Origin of the sequence: Achromobacter pestifer (assembly GCF_013267355.1) — a bacterium.
Lineage (GTDB): Bacteria > Pseudomonadota > Gammaproteobacteria > Burkholderiales > Burkholderiaceae_B > Achromobacter > Achromobacter pestifer_A.
The window spans coordinates 3,468,702-3,489,045 of the sequence record NZ_CP053985.1 but is presented as its reverse complement, the minus strand read 5'-3'; the positions used below and the strand labels follow the sequence as shown (position 1 = coordinate 3,489,045).

The 20,344-nt window shown below is 66.2% G+C and carries 20 protein-coding genes; 16 read left to right on the top strand and 4 right to left on the bottom strand.

Features of this window, described 5'->3' with window-relative positions:
- Positions 1-3 precede the first annotated feature (3 nt).
- From FOC84_RS16845 to FOC84_RS16830, 4 genes are read left to right on the top strand one after another with little or no spacing between them, the layout of a single operon-like run.
- Entirely contained in the window at positions 4-981 is a 978-nt protein-coding gene (locus FOC84_RS16845) for an ABC transporter substrate-binding protein (RefSeq protein WP_173145423.1), read from the top strand.
- A 2-nt stretch (positions 982-983) separates the two neighbouring features.
- Positions 984-1,787 (top strand): ABC transporter ATP-binding protein, encoded by an 804-nt coding sequence (locus tag FOC84_RS16840; RefSeq protein ID WP_173145422.1) that lies wholly within the window; start codon positions 984-986, stop codon positions 1,785-1,787.
- A complete protein-coding gene (locus FOC84_RS16835; protein ID WP_173145421.1) occupies positions 1,784-2,524 on the top strand; it encodes a maleate cis-trans isomerase family protein in 741 nt (246 codons plus the stop codon). Before FOC84_RS16840 ends, FOC84_RS16835 begins: the two co-directional genes overlap by 4 nt.
- A gap of 14 nt (positions 2,525-2,538) precedes the next feature.
- Complete coding sequence (locus tag FOC84_RS16830; RefSeq protein ID WP_173145420.1) at positions 2,539-2,958, top strand: Lrp/AsnC family transcriptional regulator; 420 nt, start codon at positions 2,539-2,541, stop codon at positions 2,956-2,958.
- A gap of 10 nt (positions 2,959-2,968) precedes the next feature.
- Here the strand turns inward: FOC84_RS16830 and FOC84_RS16825 are convergent, their stop codons facing one another.
- Entirely contained in the window at positions 2,969-4,048 is a 1,080-nt protein-coding gene (locus FOC84_RS16825) for a sensor histidine kinase (protein ID WP_173145419.1), read from the bottom strand.
- A 113-nt stretch (positions 4,049-4,161) separates the two neighbouring features.
- Between FOC84_RS16825 and FOC84_RS16820 the strand changes: the two genes are divergently transcribed.
- The gene (locus FOC84_RS16820) at positions 4,162-4,848 is read left to right on the top strand and encodes a LytR/AlgR family response regulator transcription factor (RefSeq protein WP_173145418.1); all 687 of its coding nucleotides are present in this window, start codon (positions 4,162-4,164) and stop codon (positions 4,846-4,848) included.
- A gap of 181 nt (positions 4,849-5,029) precedes the next feature.
- Here the strand turns inward: FOC84_RS16820 and FOC84_RS16815 are convergent, their stop codons facing one another.
- Positions 5,030-6,688 carry a sigma-54 interaction domain-containing protein gene (locus FOC84_RS16815; protein ID WP_173145417.1) on the bottom strand — a complete coding sequence of 553 codons (1,659 nt, stop codon included), beginning with the start codon at positions 6,686-6,688 and terminating at the stop codon, positions 5,030-5,032.
- A gap of 172 nt (positions 6,689-6,860) precedes the next feature.
- On the opposite strand from FOC84_RS16815, the gene FOC84_RS16810 reads away from it, so the two are divergent.
- Genes FOC84_RS16810 through FOC84_RS16760 form a run of 11 tightly spaced genes read left to right on the top strand, consistent with a single transcriptional unit; the run spans position 6,861 to position 18,260 of the window.
- Positions 6,861-8,093: a CaiB/BaiF CoA transferase family protein gene (locus FOC84_RS16810; protein ID WP_173145416.1), complete on the top strand. Its 1,233-nt coding sequence runs from the start codon at positions 6,861-6,863 to the stop codon at positions 8,091-8,093.
- Positions 8,094-8,136: 43 nt separating this feature from the next.
- Positions 8,137-8,916 carry an enoyl-CoA hydratase-related protein gene (locus FOC84_RS16805; protein ID WP_042797729.1) on the top strand — a complete coding sequence of 260 codons (780 nt, stop codon included), beginning with the start codon at positions 8,137-8,139 and terminating at the stop codon, positions 8,914-8,916.
- Between the two features lie 29 nt (positions 8,917-8,945).
- Positions 8,946-10,622, top strand: a complete 1,677-nt coding sequence (locus tag FOC84_RS16800) for a class I adenylate-forming enzyme family protein (protein WP_173145415.1) — start codon at positions 8,946-8,948, stop codon at positions 10,620-10,622.
- Between the two features lie 7 nt (positions 10,623-10,629).
- Positions 10,630-11,400 carry an enoyl-CoA hydratase/isomerase family protein gene (locus FOC84_RS16795; RefSeq protein ID WP_173145414.1) on the top strand — a complete coding sequence of 257 codons (771 nt, stop codon included), beginning with the start codon at positions 10,630-10,632 and terminating at the stop codon, positions 11,398-11,400.
- Between the two features lie 2 nt (positions 11,401-11,402).
- The gene (locus tag FOC84_RS16790) at positions 11,403-12,149 is read left to right on the top strand and encodes an SDR family NAD(P)-dependent oxidoreductase (protein WP_173145413.1); all 747 of its coding nucleotides are present in this window, start codon (positions 11,403-11,405) and stop codon (positions 12,147-12,149) included.
- Positions 12,150-12,177: 28 nt separating this feature from the next.
- The gene (locus FOC84_RS16785) at positions 12,178-13,347 is read left to right on the top strand and encodes an acyl-CoA dehydrogenase family protein (RefSeq protein WP_173145412.1); all 1,170 of its coding nucleotides are present in this window, start codon (positions 12,178-12,180) and stop codon (positions 13,345-13,347) included.
- A gap of 3 nt (positions 13,348-13,350) precedes the next feature.
- Positions 13,351-14,226: a 3-hydroxyacyl-CoA dehydrogenase family protein gene (locus FOC84_RS16780; RefSeq protein ID WP_173145411.1), complete on the top strand. Its 876-nt coding sequence runs from the start codon at positions 13,351-13,353 to the stop codon at positions 14,224-14,226.
- A 5-nt stretch (positions 14,227-14,231) separates the two neighbouring features.
- Positions 14,232-14,903, top strand: a complete 672-nt coding sequence (locus FOC84_RS16775; RefSeq protein WP_173145410.1) for a 3-hydroxyacyl-CoA dehydrogenase family protein — start codon at positions 14,232-14,234, stop codon at positions 14,901-14,903.
- Complete coding sequence (locus tag FOC84_RS16770; RefSeq protein WP_173145409.1) at positions 14,890-16,020, top strand: CaiB/BaiF CoA transferase family protein; 1,131 nt, start codon at positions 14,890-14,892, stop codon at positions 16,018-16,020. The genes FOC84_RS16775 and FOC84_RS16770 overlap by 14 nt, the downstream gene beginning before the upstream one ends.
- Positions 16,017-17,027 carry an NADPH:quinone oxidoreductase family protein gene (locus FOC84_RS16765; protein ID WP_173145408.1) on the top strand — a complete coding sequence of 337 codons (1,011 nt, stop codon included), beginning with the start codon at positions 16,017-16,019 and terminating at the stop codon, positions 17,025-17,027. Before FOC84_RS16770 ends, FOC84_RS16765 begins: the two co-directional genes overlap by 4 nt.
- Positions 17,028-17,045: 18 nt before the next feature.
- Positions 17,046-18,260 carry an ABC transporter substrate-binding protein gene (locus tag FOC84_RS16760; protein WP_173145407.1) on the top strand — a complete coding sequence of 405 codons (1,215 nt, stop codon included), beginning with the start codon at positions 17,046-17,048 and terminating at the stop codon, positions 18,258-18,260.
- A 49-nt stretch (positions 18,261-18,309) separates the two neighbouring features.
- On the opposite strand, the gene FOC84_RS16755 is transcribed toward FOC84_RS16760, so the two are convergent.
- Together FOC84_RS16755 and FOC84_RS16750 are read right to left on the bottom strand one after the other, a co-directional pair.
- Positions 18,310-19,089 (bottom strand): SDR family oxidoreductase, encoded by a 780-nt coding sequence (locus tag FOC84_RS16755; RefSeq protein WP_173145406.1) that lies wholly within the window; start codon positions 19,087-19,089, stop codon positions 18,310-18,312.
- Positions 19,090-19,129: 40 nt separating this feature from the next.
- Complete coding sequence (locus FOC84_RS16750; RefSeq protein WP_173145405.1) at positions 19,130-20,113, bottom strand: Bug family tripartite tricarboxylate transporter substrate binding protein; 984 nt, start codon at positions 20,111-20,113, stop codon at positions 19,130-19,132.
- Positions 20,114-20,344 lie beyond the last annotated feature (231 nt).

The following is a 20,344-nucleotide window of genomic DNA, read 5'->3' as shown; positions in this document are numbered from 1 at the left end:
ATCATGACATTCACGACCCGACTTGGCTGGACCCTGACCTGCCTGCTGGCCGCAGGCGCGGCCAGCGCTCAGGAGAAACTGAGCCTGCGCCTGGACTACAGCATCTACGGCACGCACGCGCCGCTGTACTACGGCCTGGACAAGGGCCTCTACAAGGCCGAAGGCATAGACCTGAGCATCGGCGAAGGCAGCGGCTCCAGCAACACCGCGAAGCTGGTGGCGCAGGGCATCGATCCCATCGGCTTCATGGACTACGGCACCATGCTCAAGGGCGTCGCCGCCGGCATGCCGCTGAAGGCCATTTTCGCCGTGCACCAGCGCTCGCCCATGGTCATCATCAGCCATGCGGACGCCCCGGTGCGCGCGCCCAAGGACCTGGAAGGCAAGGTGCTGGGCATGAGCGCGGCTGAATCGACGGCGCAGATGTTTCCGGTGCTGGCCGCCCTGAACGGCGTGGACCAGAAGAAGATCAACGTCATCGCTCCCGCCGTGGGCACCAAGACCGCCCTGTTCCTGCAACGGCGCGCGGACGCCATCACCGGCGTGACCTACTTCCACATCCCCCCGCTGGAAGCGCAGGGCGCGAAGGTGCACTACTTTGCCTATGCCGACTTCGGCGTCAACGCACTGGAAGGCGGGTTGGCAGCCAATACCAAATGGCTGGAGGCCAATCCCGACACCGCGCGCCGCTTCCTGCGGGCCACGCGCAAGGCCTATGAGGCTGCCCAGGCCGATCCGGCCGCCTCGGTCGACGCCCTGGTGCGCCAACGGCCGGAGCAGGCGCGCAACCGCGATCAGCTGGTGCGCCAGCTGCAGCTTTCGCTGCAGGCCGCCGGCACGCCCAACACCAAAGGACTGCCGTTCGGCGTCTCTGCGGAAAAGGATTGGCAGGCCATGGTCGATCAGTTCGTGCAGTCGAATCAGATCGCCAGCCCGGTCCCGACCAGCACGCTCTACACCAACGATTACAACAGGGAATAGACATGGCACACCACGCAGCCCTGGCGCTCGCCCCCGACGCGGGCGCGCCCGATACCGCGATCGACATCCGCGGCATGGTCCAGCGCTTCGGTTCCTATGTCGCGGTCGACGGCATCGACATTGCCATACCCGAAGGCCAGTTCCTGTCCGTGCTCGGCCCGTCCGGCTGCGGCAAGAGCACGCTGATGCGGGCGGTCGCCGGCCTGACGCCACCCACCGCCGGAGAGATCCGCGTGCTTGGCGAACGCGTGACCGAGCCGGGCGCGAACGTGGGGATCGTGTTCCAGCGCGCGGCGCTATTGCCGTGGCGCGACGTCGCCAGGAACATCTCGCTGCAACTGGAGATGCGCAAGCTGCCCGCGGCGCGCTACGAGTCCCGGCTGCGCGAACTGATCAAACTGAGCGGGCTGGAAGGCTTTGAGCAATGCCTGCCGCACCAGTTGTCCGGCGGAATGCAGCAGCGCGTGGCGCTATGCCGCGCGCTTATCCACAACCCCGACATCCTGCTGATGGACGAGCCCTTCGGCGCCCTGGACGCGATGACGCGCGAAGCCATGAACCTGGAGTTGCAACGGGTATGGCTGGAAAGCAAGAAGACCGTCATGTTCATTACCCACAGCATCTCGGAAGCCGTCTTCCTGTCCGACCGCGTGGTGGTGATGAGCAAACGCCCGGGCCGCGTGGCGCTGTCCGTCGACATCGATCTGCCGCGGCCGCGCGACTACACCATGGTCGGCCATCCCAACTTCGTCAAGGCGGCCACGGTCATACGCGAATGCTTCGACGCTGCGGGGATGACGGAATGAACCCCGTCCGCTACGACGCCGGCCCGTACCCCCGGGCGCGCCTGGCCTTCCTGTGCGTGGCCAACGCCGGCCTGACCGAGGGAGAAATGCACGCCATGGCGCCCGGGGGAGTGGGCCTGAGCTTCGGCCGCGTACCCATGGCAACGGCCTGCACCGTGCAAAGCCTGGCCGGCATGGAGGGCGGACTGCTCCAGGCCCTGGACAGCCTGGCGCCGGGGCGCCGCGATATCGACGTGGTCTGCTACAACTGCACGGCCGGCAGCTTCGTGATCGGCAATGACAAAGTGCGCGCCCTGCTCGCACAGGCCCGGCCGGGCGCTGCGGTGGCCACGCTGCTGGATGGCGTCACACAAGCGCTGGCCGCGGTCGGCGCGCACCGCCTTGCGATTGCCACCGCCTACGACGACACAGTCAACGAACTGGAGCGCGCTTACTTCGAAAGCATGGGCCACGAAGTCGTCTCTCTACAGGGCCTGGCCCTGCCCGATGACGAAGCCATGAACCGGGTCTCGCCCGACTATCTGTACGAATTCGCCTGCGCCGTGGACCGGCCCGATGCGGACGCCGTCTTCATCAGCTGCGGCGCGCTGCGTTCCACCGCCATCATCGAACGCCTGGAGGAGACGCTGGGCAAGCCCGTCATCGGCAGCAATCAGGCCAGCATGTGGCATTGCCTGCGGCTGGCGGGGATCCACGACCGGATGGACGGCTACGGCCGGCTGCTCCGGGAGCATTGAAATCCGGACTAGCCATGGATGAAATCGATAGCCGCTTGATCGGCATCCTGCGGCGCGACGCGCGCACCCCGCTTTCCGTCCTGGCCAGCAAGGCAGGCGTGTCGCGCGGCACGGTCTCCAACCGCTTGCGCAAGCTGGAGGCAGACGGCGTCATCGCCGGCTACACGCTGAAGCTGCGCCCCGACTCCGATCAGGGCGGCCTGCGGGCTTGGATGGGCATAACCGTCGACGGCAACCAGACTCGCGCGGTGCTGGCCAGCCTGCTGGGTGAACCCAGCGTCGAGCAACTGCACGACACCAACGGCCGCTGGGATCTGTTGGCTGAAATACGCGCCGACTCCACGGCCGATCTGTCCAAGGTGTTGGAGCGCGTGCGCCTGATCAAGGGCATCGCGGCCACCGAAACCAGCATCCTGCTCGCCACGTACCGCTGAACACGTCGCGCTAGGCCGGCAGCGGATCGCCACGCAGCCTGATCTGCGCGACGGTTCTTTCCCCCCGCTGCTCCAGCAGGAACTCGTGCCTGTCCGGATACCTCAGCGTCAGGCGGCGGCACAGATTTCCCAGCCCGCCCCCGCCGTTGGCGAGATCGAAGGGCGCGTGCAACCGGCCCGGGTTGTCCACTTCGATGAGCAATTCCCCACCATGCAGCCGCGTGCGTATGCAGATCGGGAAATGCGCATGCTCCGAGCGCATGCCGTGCTTGATCGCGTTTTCCACCAGCCCCTGCAGCGTCATGCGCGGAAGACTGATCTCCAGCGTGGACGGATCGATCTGGCAGCGTAGTTCAAGCTGCTTTTCAAAGCGCAGCGCCTGTATGCGCACGTAGGCCTCGGCGGCCTCGATCTCCTCTTCCAGCCTGGACAGGCCGCGGCCGCGCCGGTCCAGCGAATAGCGCAGGTATTCGGCCAGGCTGCGGGTCATTTCCTCCGCGATGGCGGGACGTTCGGCGATCTCGGCCACGATGGTATTGAGCGAGTTGAACAGGAAATGCGGCTCGATCTGCAGCTGCAGATGCTCGAGTTCCAGCTTCAGGGAACGCGTTTCCGCCTTCATCTTGGACAGGCGCTCGGTGCGCGCGCTCAGTTCGGCCGACACGCCGAAGTAGATCAGCGTCCAGATGGAGAGCATGCCCATGTAGTAGAGAAAACCCAGCCGGTACTGGTTGCCCGGCAGCACCCGGATCGCGCCAGGCGGGAACAGGCCGTGGATGCCGTAGGCGATCGACGCCAACAGGGCCGATGCGGTCAGGCAGAACAGCACCGCGCTGACCAGCACCAGCAAGGGCGGATCGCCCTTGCCCGAGCGGCGGCCATGCAGCACGGCCGCTGCGCTGGTCAAGACGAACGCCAGCGGCTCCAGCGCCACGGTAAGCCAGAAGGCCGCGGTGGCGTTGCCGAAAATTGCCAGCCGAATGAAGAATCCCACGATCGCAAGAAAGAGCCAGCCCAGCGTCTGCGCCCGCCAGAATCCGAGCGAGGACTCCCCGGGGTTCAAGTCCTGGCTGATGGATGTGAACTTCATGGACACGCCCTCCGGACCTGCAAAGGGTTCACTGGAAACTGCATAGGCCTTATATTTACCCGCGTGCCAGACCCGACGACTATACCCGCCACATCACGGCGCCAGGGAGGAAAATGCTGCGCGTGCTTGTCATAGACGATGAAGCCCCGGCGCGGCGCTACCTGCGCCGGCTGCTCGAAGCCTCCGCCGACGTCCATGTCGCGGGCGAAGCCGCCAACCTGGAACAGGCGCGGGCACTGATCCGCGAGCACCGTCCGGATGCCCTGTTCCTGGACATCGAACTGACTTGCGCCACCGGCTTCGACCTGCTGGACGAGCTGGAAGCCCCGCCCGCCGTCGTCTTCGTCACCGCGCACAGCGATTACGCGGCCCGCGCCTTCGACGTCCAGGCCGTCGATTATCTGTTGAAGCCCGTGCGGCCGGACCGGCTTGAACAGACGTTGACGCGGCTGCGGCCGCGCGCCAGCGGCCACCTGACATTGCGCACGCGCAACGGCACCAAGCTCATCAAGATCCATGAACTGACCATGGCGCAGGCGCAGGGCGACTATGTTCTTCTTTGCAGCGCCGCCCACGCCAACGAGTTGATGCACATCACCTTCAAGCGCCTGGCGGCCCAACTGCCTTGCCCGCCCTTCTGCGCCCTGTCCCGGTCGGTCATCATGAATCTGGAACATATCTCCCATCTTTCGCAGCTTCCCGGCGCGCAGACCGAGGTGGTGTTCAACAACGGCGTCACCCCCGTCGTGCTGGGCCGGGTCGCGTCGCAGCGCCTGCGGCGCGCGGTGGCGCGGCGCTGAAAAGGCAGCAACCGTCAATCCCGCAGTTCCTCCTGTGCAGCGACTGCGGCTCGGGTCGAAATGGATCGATTCTCGTCAGCGGCGCAAGAGAGATCACGCCTTTTTCGACGAAACGTGGAATTGGCTCGACCAAATCGCGCCACGGGCGCAAGCCGCAACCGCTGCATGCGGGCGGTCCCTGTTACTGGTCAGGCGATCCGTTGATCTCCGCCAGCCGCTTGTAGAGATAGGACCGCGATATGCCCAGCGCTTCCGCGGCCTTTTTCTTGTTGCCGTGATAGCGCTGCAGATAATCCACGATGAGATCCGCCTCCATGCGGTCCTTGACTTCCTTCATGGAGCCGTCGCGCGGCGCCGCCGTGGCCACGCGCACGGTATCCAGGTGATAGGCTCCCCGCGCCTCGCCCGCCATCTCGAAATCCGCCACCCGGATCGCATCGCCATCGCAGAAAATGGCGGCGCGTTCGATGGCGTGCTGCAACTGGCGCACATTTCCCGGCCAAGGCAGGGACTGCAGAAAGCGCAAGGCGGCCGGCTCGATCTCCTTGACGGGCAGGCCGTGCCGATCCGCGAACTGCTTCAGGAACGTGCCGGCCAGTACCGGAATATCCTCCAGGCGCTCGCGCAAGGAGGGCAGCCGCAAGGTAACGGCGCTGATGCGATAAAACAGGTCCAGGCGGAAGGCGCCGCTATCCAGCATCTGATGGAAGTCGCGGTTGCTGGCCGAGATGAGGCGGAAGTTCGAGCGGTGCAGCGACTCGCCTCCAACGCGCTGGAATGTGCCGTCCTGCAAGGTCCGTAACAGCTTCACCTGCACTTCCAGCGGCATGTCGCCGATCTCGTCCAGGAACAGCGACCCGCCATTGGCCTGTTCGAACTTTCCAGGCCTGCCCTTGCGGTCCGCGCCCGTGAACGCGCCGCTCTCGTAGCCGAAGAGCTCGCTTTCGACCAGGGAAACAGGCAGCGCCGCCGCGTTGATGACCACCATGGGATCGCTGGCACGCGGGCCCAGCATATGGATGGCGTGCGCCACCACGTCCTTGCCCACGCCGCTTTCGCCCAACAGCAGCACCGGCACATCCAACGGCGCGATCTTGACGATCTGCTCCTTCAGCCGCGCCACCGGTTCGCTGTCGCCGATGATCGCGTCCAGGCCGCGATTCGGCCGATCCATGCTGGATAGTTCACGCCTGTAGAAGTTCACCTCCTTGCGCAGTCGGGAAATCTCGGCGCTCATCTTCTGCAGCGCGTCCGGGCTCTTGAACATGACCTGGCCGATGGCGCCAACCACGCGGCGCTGGCGATCGAAGATGGGCGTGCGGCTCACGACGCGCGTAGTGCCGTGCATCTCCTGGGTCTGGCCGATCTCGGCCTTGCCGCTGCGCAGCACGGTGTCGAGCCGCGTGTTCTCGATGACCTCGCGTGCCGGACGGCCCACGCCTTCGCCACGCGATAACTTGAAGAACTTTTCGTGCACCGGGCTCATGTAGCGCAAGGTGCCCTGGGCATCGACCACATTGATCGCGCCGTACGGATTGGTGATGAGATGCCGCAGGATATCGCCGGCGAAGTCGACGCTGGCCACGAACTTGAACAGCGGATCGGCTTCGTCGTGACGGCTGACCAGGAAGCACGCCGCCTCAGGCGTGGCCACATGCAGCACGCTGAGCGGCTCGTCCAGGTGCTCGAGCGCGAAGCAGGCAGGGATGGGCCGCAAGGCGCGCGCAGCCCAGCGCTTGGACAGGTCACGCAACAGTCGGGAGTCGGAACCGATCCCCGAGGCAAAGCGCACCTCGCCGCTGGCGTCCAGCACCACGACGCCGCGCATCTCGTTTTCCATGACGCCTGTGTCTCCGAGTGATTTCGTGTTCTTGGGAAAGTGTTTGCGCCGAAGACACCCGCCGCTTCCGGACATATCCATAGGCGTGGCCTGCCCAGCTGCGCTCCCTTTTTTATAAGATGGCACGAAACTTGCTTGATGTCATCCACGTGACTTCCACCATGGATGACTGATGACACCGCAAGAAAACCTGCCCTACGCGGATCCGAAAAAAAGCGGCCTGGAACTGCTGGCGCCGTTGCGCGTCCTGGATCTGACGACCTCGATTGCCGGTCCGTACGCGACGCAACTGCTCGCCGACCTGGGCGCGACTGTCCTCAAAGTGGAAAAGCCCGGCGCCGGAGACGACACGCGCGCCTGGGGCCCGCCCTTTCTGCAGGACGTCTCGCTCTGGTACCTCAGCGTCAACCGCAACAAGCACAGCCTCACGCTGGACGTGTCGCAGCCAGAAGGGCGCGAAGTCCTCGATGGCTTGCTGGCGCAAAGCGACGTGCTGGTGCTGAACATGGTGCCCCGTGTGCAGCGCAAGCTGGGCCTGGACTATGACAGCCTGAAAGCTGCCTACCCCGCGCTGATCCATGCTTCGCTCACCGGCTTCGGCCTGACGGGCCCGCGCAGCGACTTTCCCTGCTACGACCTGATCGCCGAAGGCTACGCGGGGATCATGGACCTGACCGGAGAGCTGGAGTCCGCGCCACAGAAAGTCGGCACGCCGGCCGCCGACCTGCTGGCTGGCCAGGACCTGGCGCTGGCGGTGCTGGCGGCCTACATCGCGCGCGGCCAGCATGGCCGCGGCACGCAGATCGACATCTCCATGCAGTCGAGCATGACGCGCTTCGTCTCTCCACGGCTGCTGCCCTATCTGGGGTCCGGCGAGCTGCCCAGGCGCTCGGGCGGCAAGGATTCGGTCATCGCCATCTACCAGGTCTTCGATACGGCCGATGATCCCTTGTCGCTGGGACTGGGCAACGACAGGATCTGGCAGCGTTTCTGGCAGGCCGTGGGAGACCCGGCCTTTGGCGCGCGTACGGAGTTTTCCAGCAATGCGCACCGCAGGACGCACCGGGAGGCCATCGTGACGCGCATCGCCGAGCTGTTGCGCGCGCAGCCGCGCGCGCACTGGCTGGCGCTGTTCGCCGAGCACAGCATTCCCGCGGGCCCCATCAACCGCCTGGACCAGGTGGCGCAAGACCCGGACCTGCTGGACAAGGGCTTGCTCTATCGCGCCAGCGCCTCCAGCGGCGACATCCCTCAGGTGGGGCTGGGCATAGGCTTTGACGGCTCCCAGCACGTCCACCGCAAGTCCCCGCCTGCCCTGGGCGAAGACACCGACGACGTTCTGCGCGGCTGGCTGGGATACGCCGGTCCGCGCATCGACGCGCTGCGCGAGCGCGGCGTGATTTGACCCCTTCCATTCTCGATAACCCCCACAGATCAAGGACAGCACCATGGAGTTCCAGGAAATCCTGTACGAGGAGCAAGGCCCCGTCGGCATTCTGACGCTGAACCGTCCCGACGACGGCAATATGTTCACCGAAACGATGTGCCATGAAATCCGCGACTGCATCAACGCGGTGCGGCGCGAAACGCGCACCCGCGTGCTGATCATCACCGGCGCCGGCGACCGTTTCTTTTGCCTGGGCGGACGCAAGGACGGCATGCAGGACAGCCAGCTCTACGCAGGCGTGTTGCCGACGCTGGACATGTACGAAAGCATCGACCGCCTGCAGAAACCCGTGATCGCCTCGGTCAACGGCTACGCCGTGGGCGGCGGCAATGTGCTGCAGATGGTTTGCGACATCACCATCGCCTCGGACAAGGCCATGTTCCGTCAGGTAGGCCCCATGGTCGGCAGCTTCGACGCCGGTTATGGCACCTGGTATCTGGAAGACCTGGTCGGCAAGAAGCGAGCCAAGGACATCTGGTACAGCAACCCCAAGATCTCGCCGCAGGAAGCCGTGGAAATGGGCCTGATCAACCGGGTCGTGCCGGCTGCCGAACTGCGTCAGGCCACGATGGAGCACGCCCTGAAGATCGCCGACCGCGGCGCCTTCGCGCTGGCTTCGATCAAGGGCGCCTTCAATGCGCGCCATGGCGGCGTGGGCGGTCTCTCGCGCATGGCGCACGACCTGCTGCTGCGCGGCTACCTCGACACCTCGGAACATGACGAACTGGCGGCGTCGTTCGCGGAAAAGCGCGCGCCGGACGCCGGCAAGTTCGGTCATTGAGCAAGCCTGGCCGCAACGAGACGCCCAACATGAACACCCTACTCACGCTGCAGACCCCGCACGCTGCCCGCCAGTACTACCTGTCCGGCATCTGGCAGCAGGACACCCTGTACACGCTGGCGCGCCATCACGCACGCGAACGGCCCGACGCTTATGCCCTGCGCGACCCTTACCGGCGCCTGACCTGGAGCCAGCTACTCCAGCACGTCGACAGCGTGGCCGAGAGCCTGCACCGCGCCGGACTGCGGCAGGGCGACCGGGTGGCGGCCTGGCTGCCCAGCCGCGCCGAGACCGTCATTCTGTTCCTGGCCTGCTCGCGCGGCGGCTACGTCTATTGCCCTTCGCTGCACCAGAACTACACCGTGGCCGAAGTGGTCGAGCTGGCACGGCGCATGTACTGCCGCGCCCTGTTCGCCGCCATCGGCTATGGCGCCGATGCCGATCAGCAGGACATCTTCGCGCTGGCCGGCGAGATACCCAGCCTCAAGCGTCTCTATGCGCTGCCCCGGCCGGACCTGCCGCTGCCTCCGGGATCCCATCCCTTTCCCGACGCCGCCGACCTGCCGCCCGTGCGAACCCCGCCGGTGCTCAACCCGGACAAGATCACCTACCTGGCGTTCACATCCGGCACCACCGGCGCCCCCAAAGGCGTCATGCACAGCGACAACACCTTGTTGGCCAACGGCCGGGCCTTGGTGCGCGACTGGCACCACGCCCAGGATACCGTCGCTCTCAGCCTCAGCCCCATGAGCCATCACATCGGCACCGTGGCGCTGGAGCAGATGCTGGTGGCCGGCATGGAGCTGGCGCTGCACGATCCGGCCGCTGGCCTGGCGCCGCTGGACTGGCTGCAAACCTGCAAGGCGACTTACGTCATGGGCGTGCCCACGCATGCCATGGATCTGCTGTCGGAGATGAAGCGCCGCGGACTGGACAGGCTGGGCGAGGTGCAGGCTTTCTACATGGCCGGTTCGCCCATCCCCCAGGAACTGGCGGAGCAATTCCTGCACATCGGCATCAAACCGCAGAACGTCTACGGCATGACCGAGAACGGCTCGCATCAGTACACACTGCCCGACGCCCCCACCGACGTCATCGTGGGCACTTGCGGACAAGCCTGCAAGGGCTACGAGATCCGCATCTGGAAACAGGAGGATCCCGACGCCGAGGCCGAGCCGGGAGAGATCGGAGAGATCGGCGGACGCGGCGGCCTCCTGATGCTGGGCTACTACAGCAACCAGGAAGCCACCGAAGCCTCGTTCAATGCCTCCGGCTGGTTCATGAGCGGTGATCTGGGCGTGCAGGACGCCGCGGGCAACGTGCGCATCGTCGGGCGCAAGAAGGACCTGATCATCCGGGGCGGACACAACATCCACCCCGCGCGCATCGAGGATCTTAGCCATCGCCACCCGCAAGTGCTGCGGGCCGCCGCCTTCGCCGTTTCGAACCCAAGACTGGGCGAGATGGTGTGCCTGGCCATTGTCCCCCAGCCCGGCAGCGCGCCGCAGGCCGACGAAATCCTCCATCACCTCAACGAGGTCGGCCTGTCGAAGTACGACATGCCCGAGTACTACATCCTGCTGGACAGCTTTCCCATGACCGCCAGCGGCAAGATCCTCAAGCGCGCGCTGATGGACTGGGTCAAGGACGAAAAGATCGCGCCCATCCCCGTGCGCTGGCAAGGCGCCGCCACGAACAACAAGTGAGACACGCATGATTCAGGAATCAACCCTGCCGGGGGGCATCGCCGTGCTGACCCTGGACCGGCAGAAGGCGCTGAACGCGCTCAGCTTCGAACAACTGCTGAACCTGGGCCAGGCCGTCGAACGCGTGTCGGCGTCGGCCGCGCGCGGACTGGTCATCACGGGCGCCGGCGCCAAGGCCTTCTGCGCTGGAGCGGACATACCGGAGCTGGTGGGACGCACGCTACGCGACGAGCATGAAGGCGCCCGCCTGGGCCAGGAAGTGTTCCAACGCATCGGCCAACTGCGCATCCCCTCGGTTGCCGTGATCCACGGCTATGCCTTCGGCGGCGGCCTGGAGCTGGCGCTGGCCTGCACTTTCCGCGTCGCCACGCCCGCGGCCCGCATGGGCCTGCCCGAGGTCAAGCTGGGCCTCATTCCCGGCTACGGCGGGACGCAACGCCTGCCCCGGCTGGTGGGCGAAGGACGCGCGCTCGAACTCATCCTGTCCGGACGCACGGTGAAGGCCGATGAAGCCGAGCGCATCGGGCTGGTGAACCAGATCGCGGAGGAAGGCGAGCCCGCCGCCATCGGCGCGGCCTATCTCGCGCCGATGCTCCAGCACGGCCTGCACGCGCTCGACTTCGCCCGCCAGGCGGTTCAGCGCGGCATGCAGACCTCGCTGGAACTCGGACTGCGCATCGAGCGTGACCTTTCCACCCTGGCCTATCGCAGCGCCGACGCCACCGAAGGCATGCAGGCCTTTCTCGAAAAACGTCCCCCCTGCTTCAAGGATGCATGACCATGCCTGAATCCACCATCGTCGTCACCGGCGCCAGCCGCGGCATCGGCGCCGAGATCGCCCTCTCTCTCGCGCGGGCCGGCTTTCAGGTCGCCTGCCTGTCGCGCTCGGGCCAGGCGCCTGAACTGGCGGACGTGCCCGAAGCGCTGCGCGCCCGCTGGCATGCCGTGGCCTGCGATGTCGGCGACGCCGCGCAGATCCAGCGTGCATTCGCCGAAGTCTCCGAACGTGCCGCAGGCCGCATCGCCGGCCTGGTGAACAACGCCGGCCAGCACACCGACGGCGCGGCCGCCACGCTGGCGCCCGAGGCGTTTGAATCCTTGATGCGCAGCAACGCCACGTCCGTGCTCATGGCCAGCCAGGCCGCCTATCCCCTGCTGCAGGCCAACGGCGGCGGCGTCATCGTCAACATGGGTTCTTTCTACGACAAACTCGGCGTCAAGAAGAACCTGTCCTACTGCGCCTCCAAGGCTGCCGTGGGCGCCATCACGCGCTGCCTGGCGGTCGAATGGGCGTCCGACGACATCCAGGTCGTCAATCTGGCGCCGGGCTACGTCATGACCAGCCTGAACCGCGAATACATGACCAGCGGACCGCTGGCCCAACATCTGCAGAAGCGCATTCCGCGCCGCAGCCCAGCCGAAGCCGCCGAAGTCGCCGACGCGGTGACCATGCTCTTCTCGCTGCGCTCGCGCTTTCTGACCGGCGAGACCATTTATCTGGACGGCGGCCAGAGCCTGATGGTCTGAGCCCCGCCCACGCAGCAAGGAGCAATCAATGAACGTACTGCAACGCCTGGACGCCTCCATGCCCTGGAGCCCCGAAGAAGCCATGCTGCTCGACTCGGTGCGGCAACTGGCGCGCGAGCGCATCGCGCCCAGGGCCGCCGAGCTGGACCGCAGCGGCGCCTTCCCCCACGACAACGTGGCCGACATCAACGCCTTGGGGTTGAACGCCATGTTCATTCCCGAAGCCTATGGCGGCTCGCCCCTGTCCTATTCCTGCTATCTGGCCTGCGTGCGCGAAATCTCCGCGGCCTGCGCCTCCACCGGCATCGTCTGGGCCACCAACTTCCACGCCATCAAGCCATTGATCGAATTCGGCAACGAGGAACAGAAGCAGCGCCTCTTGCCGCGCATCGCCGACGGCGGGCTGGCGGCCCTGGTCATCACCGAGCCCTCGGCCGGCTCCGACGCCACGGGCATGCGCACCCGCTTCGAGGCACAGGGCGACGAGATCGTCATCAACGGCCAGAAGACCTTCATCACCAACGGCGATGTCGCCGACGTCTACCTGCTGTTCGGCAAGTGGGCCGGCATCGACGATGCCAAGCAGGCGATCAGCGCGGTCATCGTCGAGAAGGGCGCGCCGGGCCTGACGGTAGTCGGCACCGAGGACAAGATGGGCACCCGCGCCTCCAGCACCGCCACGCTGTCTTTCGAGAACTGCCGCATCCCTCGCGCCAACCTGCTATGCGAGCCAGGCGACGGCCTGCGCATCCTGCTGACCTCGCTGAACCGCTCGCGGCCCAGCGTGGCAGCGCATGCGCTGGGCATCGCGCGCGCCGCCTTCGAGGACGCCATCGCCTACATCAACGAGCGGCGCCAGTTCAAACGCCGCGTGCTGGAGTTCCAGGGCATCCAGTTCCTGGTCGCCGACCTGGCGGCCGAGCTGGCGACCTGCGAGGCCTGGCTCTGGCGCGTCGCGGGCATGGTCGACAACCGCGCCGACGACATAGGCATGGAGGCGTCGATCCTGAAGCTCAAGGCCACCGACCTGGCCATGCGCATGAGCACCGAGGCCGTGCAACTGCTGGGCGGCTACGGCTACTGCAAGGACTATCGCGTCGAGCGCCTGATGCGCGACGCCAAGATCACCCAGATCTGGGAAGGCACCAACCAGATCCACCGCCAACTCATCGGCCGCAGCTTTCTGACCAAGGAGTAGTCCATGAACACCATCAAGACTGTAGGCGTCGTCGGATGCGGCACCATGGGAACGGGCATCGCGATCGTCGTGGCCCGCGCCGGCTACAAGCTGCGCGCCTACGACACCCGCGCCGAACTCGCCGAACAGGGGCGCCGGCAGGCTGCCGCCTTTCTGCGCAAGTCGGTGGAACGCGGCAAGCTGGCGGCCGGCCAGGACGAGGCCATTTTGGCCAACTGGCATGCCAGCGACGACATCGAATCGCTGGCCGACTGCGACATCATCATCGAGGCTGTGTTCGAGGATATCCAGGTCAAGCACGAACTGTTCCGCAAGCTGGACCAGATCTGCGCGCCCCACACGCTGTTCGCCTCCAATACCTCCACTCTGTCGATCACCGAGATCGCCGGCGGCAGCGGCCGCGACACCAAAGTCGTGGGCATGCATTTCTGCCTGCCCGCGCAGCTGATGAAACTGGTGGAGGTCTCGCCAGGCCTGAACACCTCGCGCGAAGCGCTGGAGCAGGCATGGGCATTCTGCGAGGCGCTGGGCCAACAGCCCGTGCTCACGCGCGACACGCCGGGATTCATCCTCAACTACTTCCTCGTGCCCTGGCACAACGACGTCATCAACATGGTGGACCAAGGGGTCGCGGAACCGGCCGACATAGACCTGGCGGTCAAGACTGCCCTGGGCTATCCGCTGGGACCGCTGACCTTGCTGGACATGGTCGGCATGGACACCCAAAAGCTCTTGTGCGAGGCGCTGCACGGCAGCACCAACGAACCGCGCGCGGCCTGCCCCCCTCTGGTCAAACGCATGATCGGCGCTGGACGCCTGGGCCGCAAGAGCGGCGCCGGCTTCCATCGCTACGACAACGACAAGATCTTCGGAGCATGACAACCATGGCCTATCGCATCATCGACACCGGGGAAAGCGCGTCCTTCCCCCGAACCCACGAGTTCCTGGCGCAAGCCCACGCCAGCGGCGAGGGACGGGTCTACCTCGGCGCCCAGGCCGGCCAGCGCTACCGGCAAGAGCAGGCAGAAAGCCAGCAGGCGCCCTTCGTCGCCATCGAACTGGACCTGGAATGCCTGGGCGTGCATACGGGCGACGACGATGACGGCCACGCCCGCAACGTGGTCGGGTTCGCACGCTTCCGCCTGGGCGACGACGCACCGACCCCGCTCATTGAACTGGTGCGCAAACCCTACACGCGCCCGGAGGCGCTACAGGCCGCACGTGAAGCCTTCGCGGCGGCCGGCCTGGAAGTCGCCGTCTGCAACGACTTCCCCGGCCGCATCCTGAACCGCCTGCTGCGGCCTTACTACAACGCGGCGCTGCGGCGCCTGGACGAGGGCCTGGCCAGCGCCGATGACATGGACACTACCCTGCGCCTGGGCCTGGGCTATCCCGAAGGCCCCATCGCCCTGCTTGGCCGCACCGGCTTGCACCACCACTACCGGGTAAGCCAGGCCTTGTACGAAATGCTGGGCCAGGAAGCCTACGCCCCCGCGCGGCGCGCGCGCGTGGCGTGGCAGCGCCACCTCCAGGAGAGCGGCAATGCAAGCGCTTAGCGACATCACGGTGCTGGACTTCAGCACCCTGTTGCCCGGCCCCCTGTGCACACTGCTGCTGGCCGAGGCCGGCGCGCGCGTCATCAAGATCGAACGGCCGGCCGGCGGCGACGAGATGCGCGGCTACCTGCCCCGTTTCGGCGAGGACAGCGTCAACTTCACCTTGCTCAACCGCGGCAAGACCTCGGTGGCGGTAGACCTGAAGAATGAAGACGAGCGCGCGCGCCTGCGCCAGCTCATCGAACAGGCCGACGTACTCATCGAGCAATTCCGCCCTGGCGTGATGCAACGCCTGGGCCTGGATTACGAAAGCGTGGCGCGCATCAACCCGCGCCTGGTGTATTGCTCCATCACCGGCTATGGACAGGAAGGCGCCAGGGCCGGCATGGCCGGCCACGACCTGAACTACCAGGCGCTGACCGGCATGCTGTCGCTGACGGGGGATGCACAAGGACGGCCTCTGGTGCCGCCGACGCTGACCGCGGATCTTGCCGGCGGCGCCTACCCCGCCTTCATGAACATCCTCCTGGCCCTGCGCCAGCGCGACCGCGACGGCAAGGGACGCCACCTCGATGTAGCCATGGCGGACAACCTTTTCACGCTCATGTATTGGGGGCTGGGCAACGGCTGGAGCCAGGGAACGTGGCCTCAGCCTGCCAGCGACAAGGTCACGGGCGGCAGCTGCCGCTACCAGGTGTACGAGACCGCGGACGGACGCCACCTGGCGGTGGCGCCGCTGGAGGACAAGTTCTGGCGCGCCTTCGTCGAGGTCGTCGGATTGCCGGAGCTGGCCGATGCGGCCGACGACGACGCCGGCGTGCGCCAGCGCGTCGCGGCCGTCCTGATCCAGCGCAGCGCCGAAGCATGGATGCAGGCGTTCGGCGACGGCGATACCTGCGTCAGCCTGGTCGCCAGCCTGCGCGAGGCGGCCGAGGACCCGCACTTCATTGCGCGCGGCCTGTTCTCGCGCGAAGTCGCCGACGGCGCGGGCCGGACCATGCCCGCCTTGCCGGTTCCCATCGATCCCGGCCTGCGCGTCCCAGCGTCGCGGACCCAGGCTCCAGGCCTGGGAGAGCACACGGCGCGCATCTTGGCTGCGCAGGAGGCGACAGAATGAAAGCCCTGTTGGTCAGGAATTTCGCGCCCGCCGGCGACCACCTTGTCGAAGCCGTCGCCGACCCCGTGCCTGGCGCCGACGAGGTGTTGATCCAGGTCGCCGCGGCCGGCGTGAACTATCCGGACACGCTGGTGGTCTCTGGCAAGTATCAGATCCTGCCGGCCTTGCCGTTCGTGCCGGGCAAGGACGCCAGCGGCACCGTGCTGCGCACCGGACCGGGCGTGACCGGTTTCAAGCCCGGCGATCGCGTGGTGGCGCACATGGAACACGGCGCCTACGCCAGCCAGGCCGTCGCCCGAGCCGCCCACTGCCACCTGCTGCCTGACGGCGTCAGCCACGAAGACGCCGCCGCGATGGGGTTGGTATTCCAGACCGCCTATCTGGCGCTGCTGGAACGCGGCGGCTTCAGGGCCGGCGAAACCGTGCTGGTCAACGGCGCGGCCGGCGGCGTCGGCGGCGCGGCGGTGCAGCTGGTCAAGGCGCTGGGGGGCATCGCCCTGGCCGGCGTCAACACGCCGCAACAGGCGCAGGCGGCCCGCGAGATGGGCGCTGACCACGTGATCGATCTGTCGGCGGAAAACCTGCGCGACAGCCTGCGCGATCAGGTCTGGGCGGCAACCGATGGCCGCGGCGCCGACATCGTGCTCGATCCCCTGGGCGATGAAGTCTTCGCGGCTTCGCTGCGCGCCCTGGCCTGGTGCGGCAGGCTGGTGGTGATCGGCTTCGCGGCAGGCCAGATCCCGACGCTGAAGGCGAACTATCTGCTGCTCAAGAACATCAGCGTCATCGGCCTGCAATGGAGCGATTACCGCGACCGCCAGCCCGAGAAGATCGCGCGGGCGCAGGCGCGGCTGCTGCGCATGCGCGAACAAGGATTGATCCGCCCCCGGCTGGCCGCCAGCCTGCCGCTGGAAGAGGTGGCCATCGCCCTGCAGGCTCTGGAGCAAGGCCGCGCCACCGGCAAGTACGTCGTCCATATGGAATCCCCCGGGCATCGCCCAACCTGAGAAGGCAGGACATATCCCATGAAACAGAAAACCGTAGTCATGGCCGCGCTGCTGGGCGGTTCGCTGTACGCATTCCCTGGCCATGCACAGGGCGTCGCTCCATTTCGCCTTGGCGCCATCGTCGACATGACCGGCGTGTATTCGGCGCACGGCGGCCCCGGCATGGTCACGGCGGTCAAGATGGCAGCCGAGGACTTCGGCGGCAAGGTGCTGGACCGTCCCATCGAAGTCCTGTCCGCGGACTACCAGAACAAGGTCGACATCGCAGCCACGCGCGCGCGCCAGTGGTACGACCGCGACGGCGTCAGCGCCATCATCGAATCCACCGACTCCGCATCGGCCCTGGCCCTGCAAACCCTGGGCAAGGAAAAGAAGCGCATCACGCTGTTCGCCGGCTCGGCCTCGTCCAACCTGACCAACGCGGCGTGCTCGCCCTATGGCGTGCACTATGTCTACGACACCTACGTCCTGGCCAACGGCACGGGCCGCGCAGTGACCCGCGCCGGCGGCGACAGCTGGTTCTTCATCACCGCGGACTATGCCTTCGGCCATTCGCTGGAGCGCGATACCAGCAATGTCATCAAGGCGAACGGCGGCAAGATCCTGGGCAATGTGCGCGCGCCGCTCTCCAGCCCCGATTTCGCTTCCTATCTGCTGCAGGCCCAGGCCAGCAAGGCCAAGGTGATCGGCCTGGCCAACGCCGGCACGGACACCCAGAACGCCGTGCGCCAGGCCTCGGAATTCGGCATCACGCAAAGCGGCCAGAAACTGGCCACCCTGCTGGTCTTCCTGCATGACATCAAGGGTCTGGGCCTGCAGGCCGCGCAAGGCTTGCAGTTCACCACCGGCTTCTACTGGGACCGCAACGCGGAAACCCGCGCCTGGTCGCAGCGCTATTTCGAACGCCAGAAATCCATGCCGTCCATGGTGCAGGCCGGCGCCTACTCGGCCACCCTGCACTACCTGCAGGCCGTGCAGGCCGCCGGCACCGACGATGCCGATGCCGTGGCAGCCAAGATGAAGGAGATGCCGATCAATGATTTCTACGCCAAGAACGGCCGCATCCGCGCCGATGGCCGGATGGTCTACGACATGTACCTGGCGCAGGTGAAGACACCGGCGGAGTCCAAGGGCGAGTGGGACCTGCTGAAGATCCTGGACACCATTCCGGGAGACGAGGCCTACCGTCCCTTGTCGCAAAGCGAGTGCCCGCTGGTCAAACCAGCGGCCTGAACAAGCAGCGGGCGGCGGCCATCCGGCCCGCCGCCCGCTGCCCGCCTGCTCAAGCCGCCACGTACTTGAGCCAGCGGCCGCCATCCACCACCATGTTCTCGCCGGTGATGTAGGCGCCCAGGTCCGACGCCAGATAGACGGCGGCATTGGCGATATCGGACTTATTGCCGAACCGGCCCAGGGCTGTCTTCTTGCGCTCCAGTTCTTCGCGGCCGGTCTCCTGATACAGGCGGCGCACCCCTTCCGTGTCGCCGATGGGCCCAGGCGAAATCGTGTTGACGCGGATGTTGTCGCCGCCCCACTCCACCGCCAGTGCGCGCGACAAGGAAATGATCCCGGCCTTGGCCGCGCCGGCGTGCGCGGCGCCCGGCCAGCCGCTCAGGCCGAGCATGGTGGCGATGCTGATGATGCAGCCGCCGTCGCGGGCAGCCTTCAGATGCTTGTAGGCGGCGTGACAGCCATAGAACGTGCCATTCAGATCGATGTCTATGACCGTCTTCCAGCCATTGGGCGAGAGTTCGGCGGTCGGGCAATGGAAGTTCCCGGCGGCGTTGTTCACCAGGATGTCCAGTGCGCCGTAGCGCTCGACCGCGGTTTCTACGGCGCCCTGGATCTGCTCGTAGACTCTGACGTCGGTTTGCACGGCCAGGATCTCCAAGCCCTGCGCCGCCAGCGACGCCACGGCGCCGTCCAGCCGTTCCTGGTTGCGGCTCGCCACCACCACCTTGGCGCCCAGGCGCGCATAAGCCGTGGCGATCTCCAGCCCTATCCCGCCCCCGCCTCCCGTTATCAACGCCACCTTTCCTTTCAGCACATCTGCAGCAAACATCGCTTTCTCCTGTTTCACTTGTATTCCCGGCGCGAACGGCCTAGTTGATCTTGATTCCCGAATCCTCGATGAGCTTCTTCCACTTGGGACGCTCCGACTCCATGAAGGCGGCGAACTCTTCTGGGGTGGTGCTTTTCGGTATGCCGCTCATCCCCTCGACCCGCACACGGAAATCCGGCGACGCCACGACCCGGGCGATGGTCTGGCTCAGCTTGTTGACGATGGGCTTGGGCGTACCCGCGGGGACCACCACGCCGTACCAGGCGGTCAGGTCGTAGCCGGGCAAGCCGGATTCAGCCACCGTCGGCATGTCCGGCATGGACGGGACCCGGTCCAGGGACGTCACCGCCAATCCCCTGAGCATGCCGCCGTCGACGAAGCGCTTGGCGGCAAAGATGCTGCCGAACACGATGGGCACCTGTCCGCCGACGACGTCCGGCATCGAAGCGCCATCCCCCTTGTAGGGAATGTGCGTCATCTGCACGCCCGCCATGGACTTCATCAATTCGCCGGCAAAGTGGGTGCTGGTGCCGTCCCCGCCCGATGCGAAGCTGTACTTGTCGGGGTTCGCCTTCAGCAGCGCGATCAGCTCCTTGATGGTCTTTGCCGGCACGCTGGGATGCACGGCGACCATATTGGGCAGATAGGCCACGAAGGAGACAGGATCCAGGTCCTTCTTCGGATCGAAGCCCAGGTTCTTGAACATCAGCTGATTGGCCACCAGCGGACCGTTGGTGACCAGCAGCACCGCGTAGCCGTCGGGGGCCATGCGCGCAAACTGGGCCGTGCCTACGTTCCCGCCCACGCCTGGCTTGTTTTCCACGATCACTTTCTGGCCTAGCTGTTCCGTCATCGCCTCGGCCAGGCTGCGCGCCAGCGTGTCGGTCGGCCCGCCCGCCGCGAACGGCACGATCATCCTGATCGGCTTGCTCGGATATTCGGCGGCCCAAGCGCTGGTCGCGGTAAGCGCTGCCAACGTTATCGCGGCCACTCGGGTGGCCATCTTGTTGATTGCATGGTTCATGTCTGCTCCTGACTTCCTGGTTGAAAATCCACGTCTGCATCCTTCATGGGCAAACGCAAATTCCATGCCAGGCCCGGTCTCGCAGCGCACCCTCCGACAACGCAGCACTGCGACCGCCAGCCCGCCGCCAGCCCCTGCCTCCTGGGTGAACACATATGCGTACTATGAGGACACTCGCGGCGCGGCAGGACAAGCATCCGCGGCGCTTACCCCCGTGGTACGGGTTTTGCT

Bases quoted from the DNA above. Each gene is read 5' to 3' on its own strand.
- FOC84_RS16845 (WP_173145423.1), top strand. From the start codon at position 4: ATGACATTCACGACCCGACTTGGCTGGACCCTGACCTGCCTGCTGGCC.
- FOC84_RS16840 (WP_173145422.1), top strand. From the start codon at position 984: ATGGCACACCACGCAGCCCTGGCGCTCGCCCCCGACGCGGGCGCGCCC.
- FOC84_RS16835 (WP_173145421.1), top strand. From the start codon at position 1,784: ATGAACCCCGTCCGCTACGACGCCGGCCCGTACCCCCGGGCGCGCCTG.
- FOC84_RS16830 (WP_173145420.1), top strand. From the start codon at position 2,539: ATGGATGAAATCGATAGCCGCTTGATCGGCATCCTGCGGCGCGACGCG.
- FOC84_RS16825 (WP_173145419.1), bottom strand. From the start codon at position 4,048: ATGAAGTTCACATCCATCAGCCAGGACTTGAACCCCGGGGAGTCCTCG.
- FOC84_RS16820 (WP_173145418.1), top strand. From the start codon at position 4,162: ATGCTGCGCGTGCTTGTCATAGACGATGAAGCCCCGGCGCGGCGCTAC.
- FOC84_RS16815 (WP_173145417.1), bottom strand. From the start codon at position 6,688: ATGGAAAACGAGATGCGCGGCGTCGTGGTGCTGGACGCCAGCGGCGAG.
- FOC84_RS16810 (WP_173145416.1), top strand. From the start codon at position 6,861: ATGACACCGCAAGAAAACCTGCCCTACGCGGATCCGAAAAAAAGCGGC.
- FOC84_RS16805 (WP_042797729.1), top strand. From the start codon at position 8,137: ATGGAGTTCCAGGAAATCCTGTACGAGGAGCAAGGCCCCGTCGGCATT.
- FOC84_RS16800 (WP_173145415.1), top strand. From the start codon at position 8,946: ATGAACACCCTACTCACGCTGCAGACCCCGCACGCTGCCCGCCAGTAC.
- FOC84_RS16795 (WP_173145414.1), top strand. From the start codon at position 10,630: ATGATTCAGGAATCAACCCTGCCGGGGGGCATCGCCGTGCTGACCCTG.
- FOC84_RS16790 (WP_173145413.1), top strand. From the start codon at position 11,403: ATGCCTGAATCCACCATCGTCGTCACCGGCGCCAGCCGCGGCATCGGC.
- FOC84_RS16785 (WP_173145412.1), top strand. From the start codon at position 12,178: ATGAACGTACTGCAACGCCTGGACGCCTCCATGCCCTGGAGCCCCGAA.
- FOC84_RS16780 (WP_173145411.1), top strand. From the start codon at position 13,351: ATGAACACCATCAAGACTGTAGGCGTCGTCGGATGCGGCACCATGGGA.
- FOC84_RS16775 (WP_173145410.1), top strand. From the start codon at position 14,232: ATGGCCTATCGCATCATCGACACCGGGGAAAGCGCGTCCTTCCCCCGA.
- FOC84_RS16770 (WP_173145409.1), top strand. From the start codon at position 14,890: ATGCAAGCGCTTAGCGACATCACGGTGCTGGACTTCAGCACCCTGTTG.
- FOC84_RS16765 (WP_173145408.1), top strand. From the start codon at position 16,017: ATGAAAGCCCTGTTGGTCAGGAATTTCGCGCCCGCCGGCGACCACCTT.
- FOC84_RS16760 (WP_173145407.1), top strand. From the start codon at position 17,046: ATGAAACAGAAAACCGTAGTCATGGCCGCGCTGCTGGGCGGTTCGCTG.
- FOC84_RS16755 (WP_173145406.1), bottom strand. From the start codon at position 19,089: ATGTTTGCTGCAGATGTGCTGAAAGGAAAGGTGGCGTTGATAACGGGA.
- FOC84_RS16750 (WP_173145405.1), bottom strand. From the start codon at position 20,113: ATGAACCATGCAATCAACAAGATGGCCACCCGAGTGGCCGCGATAACG.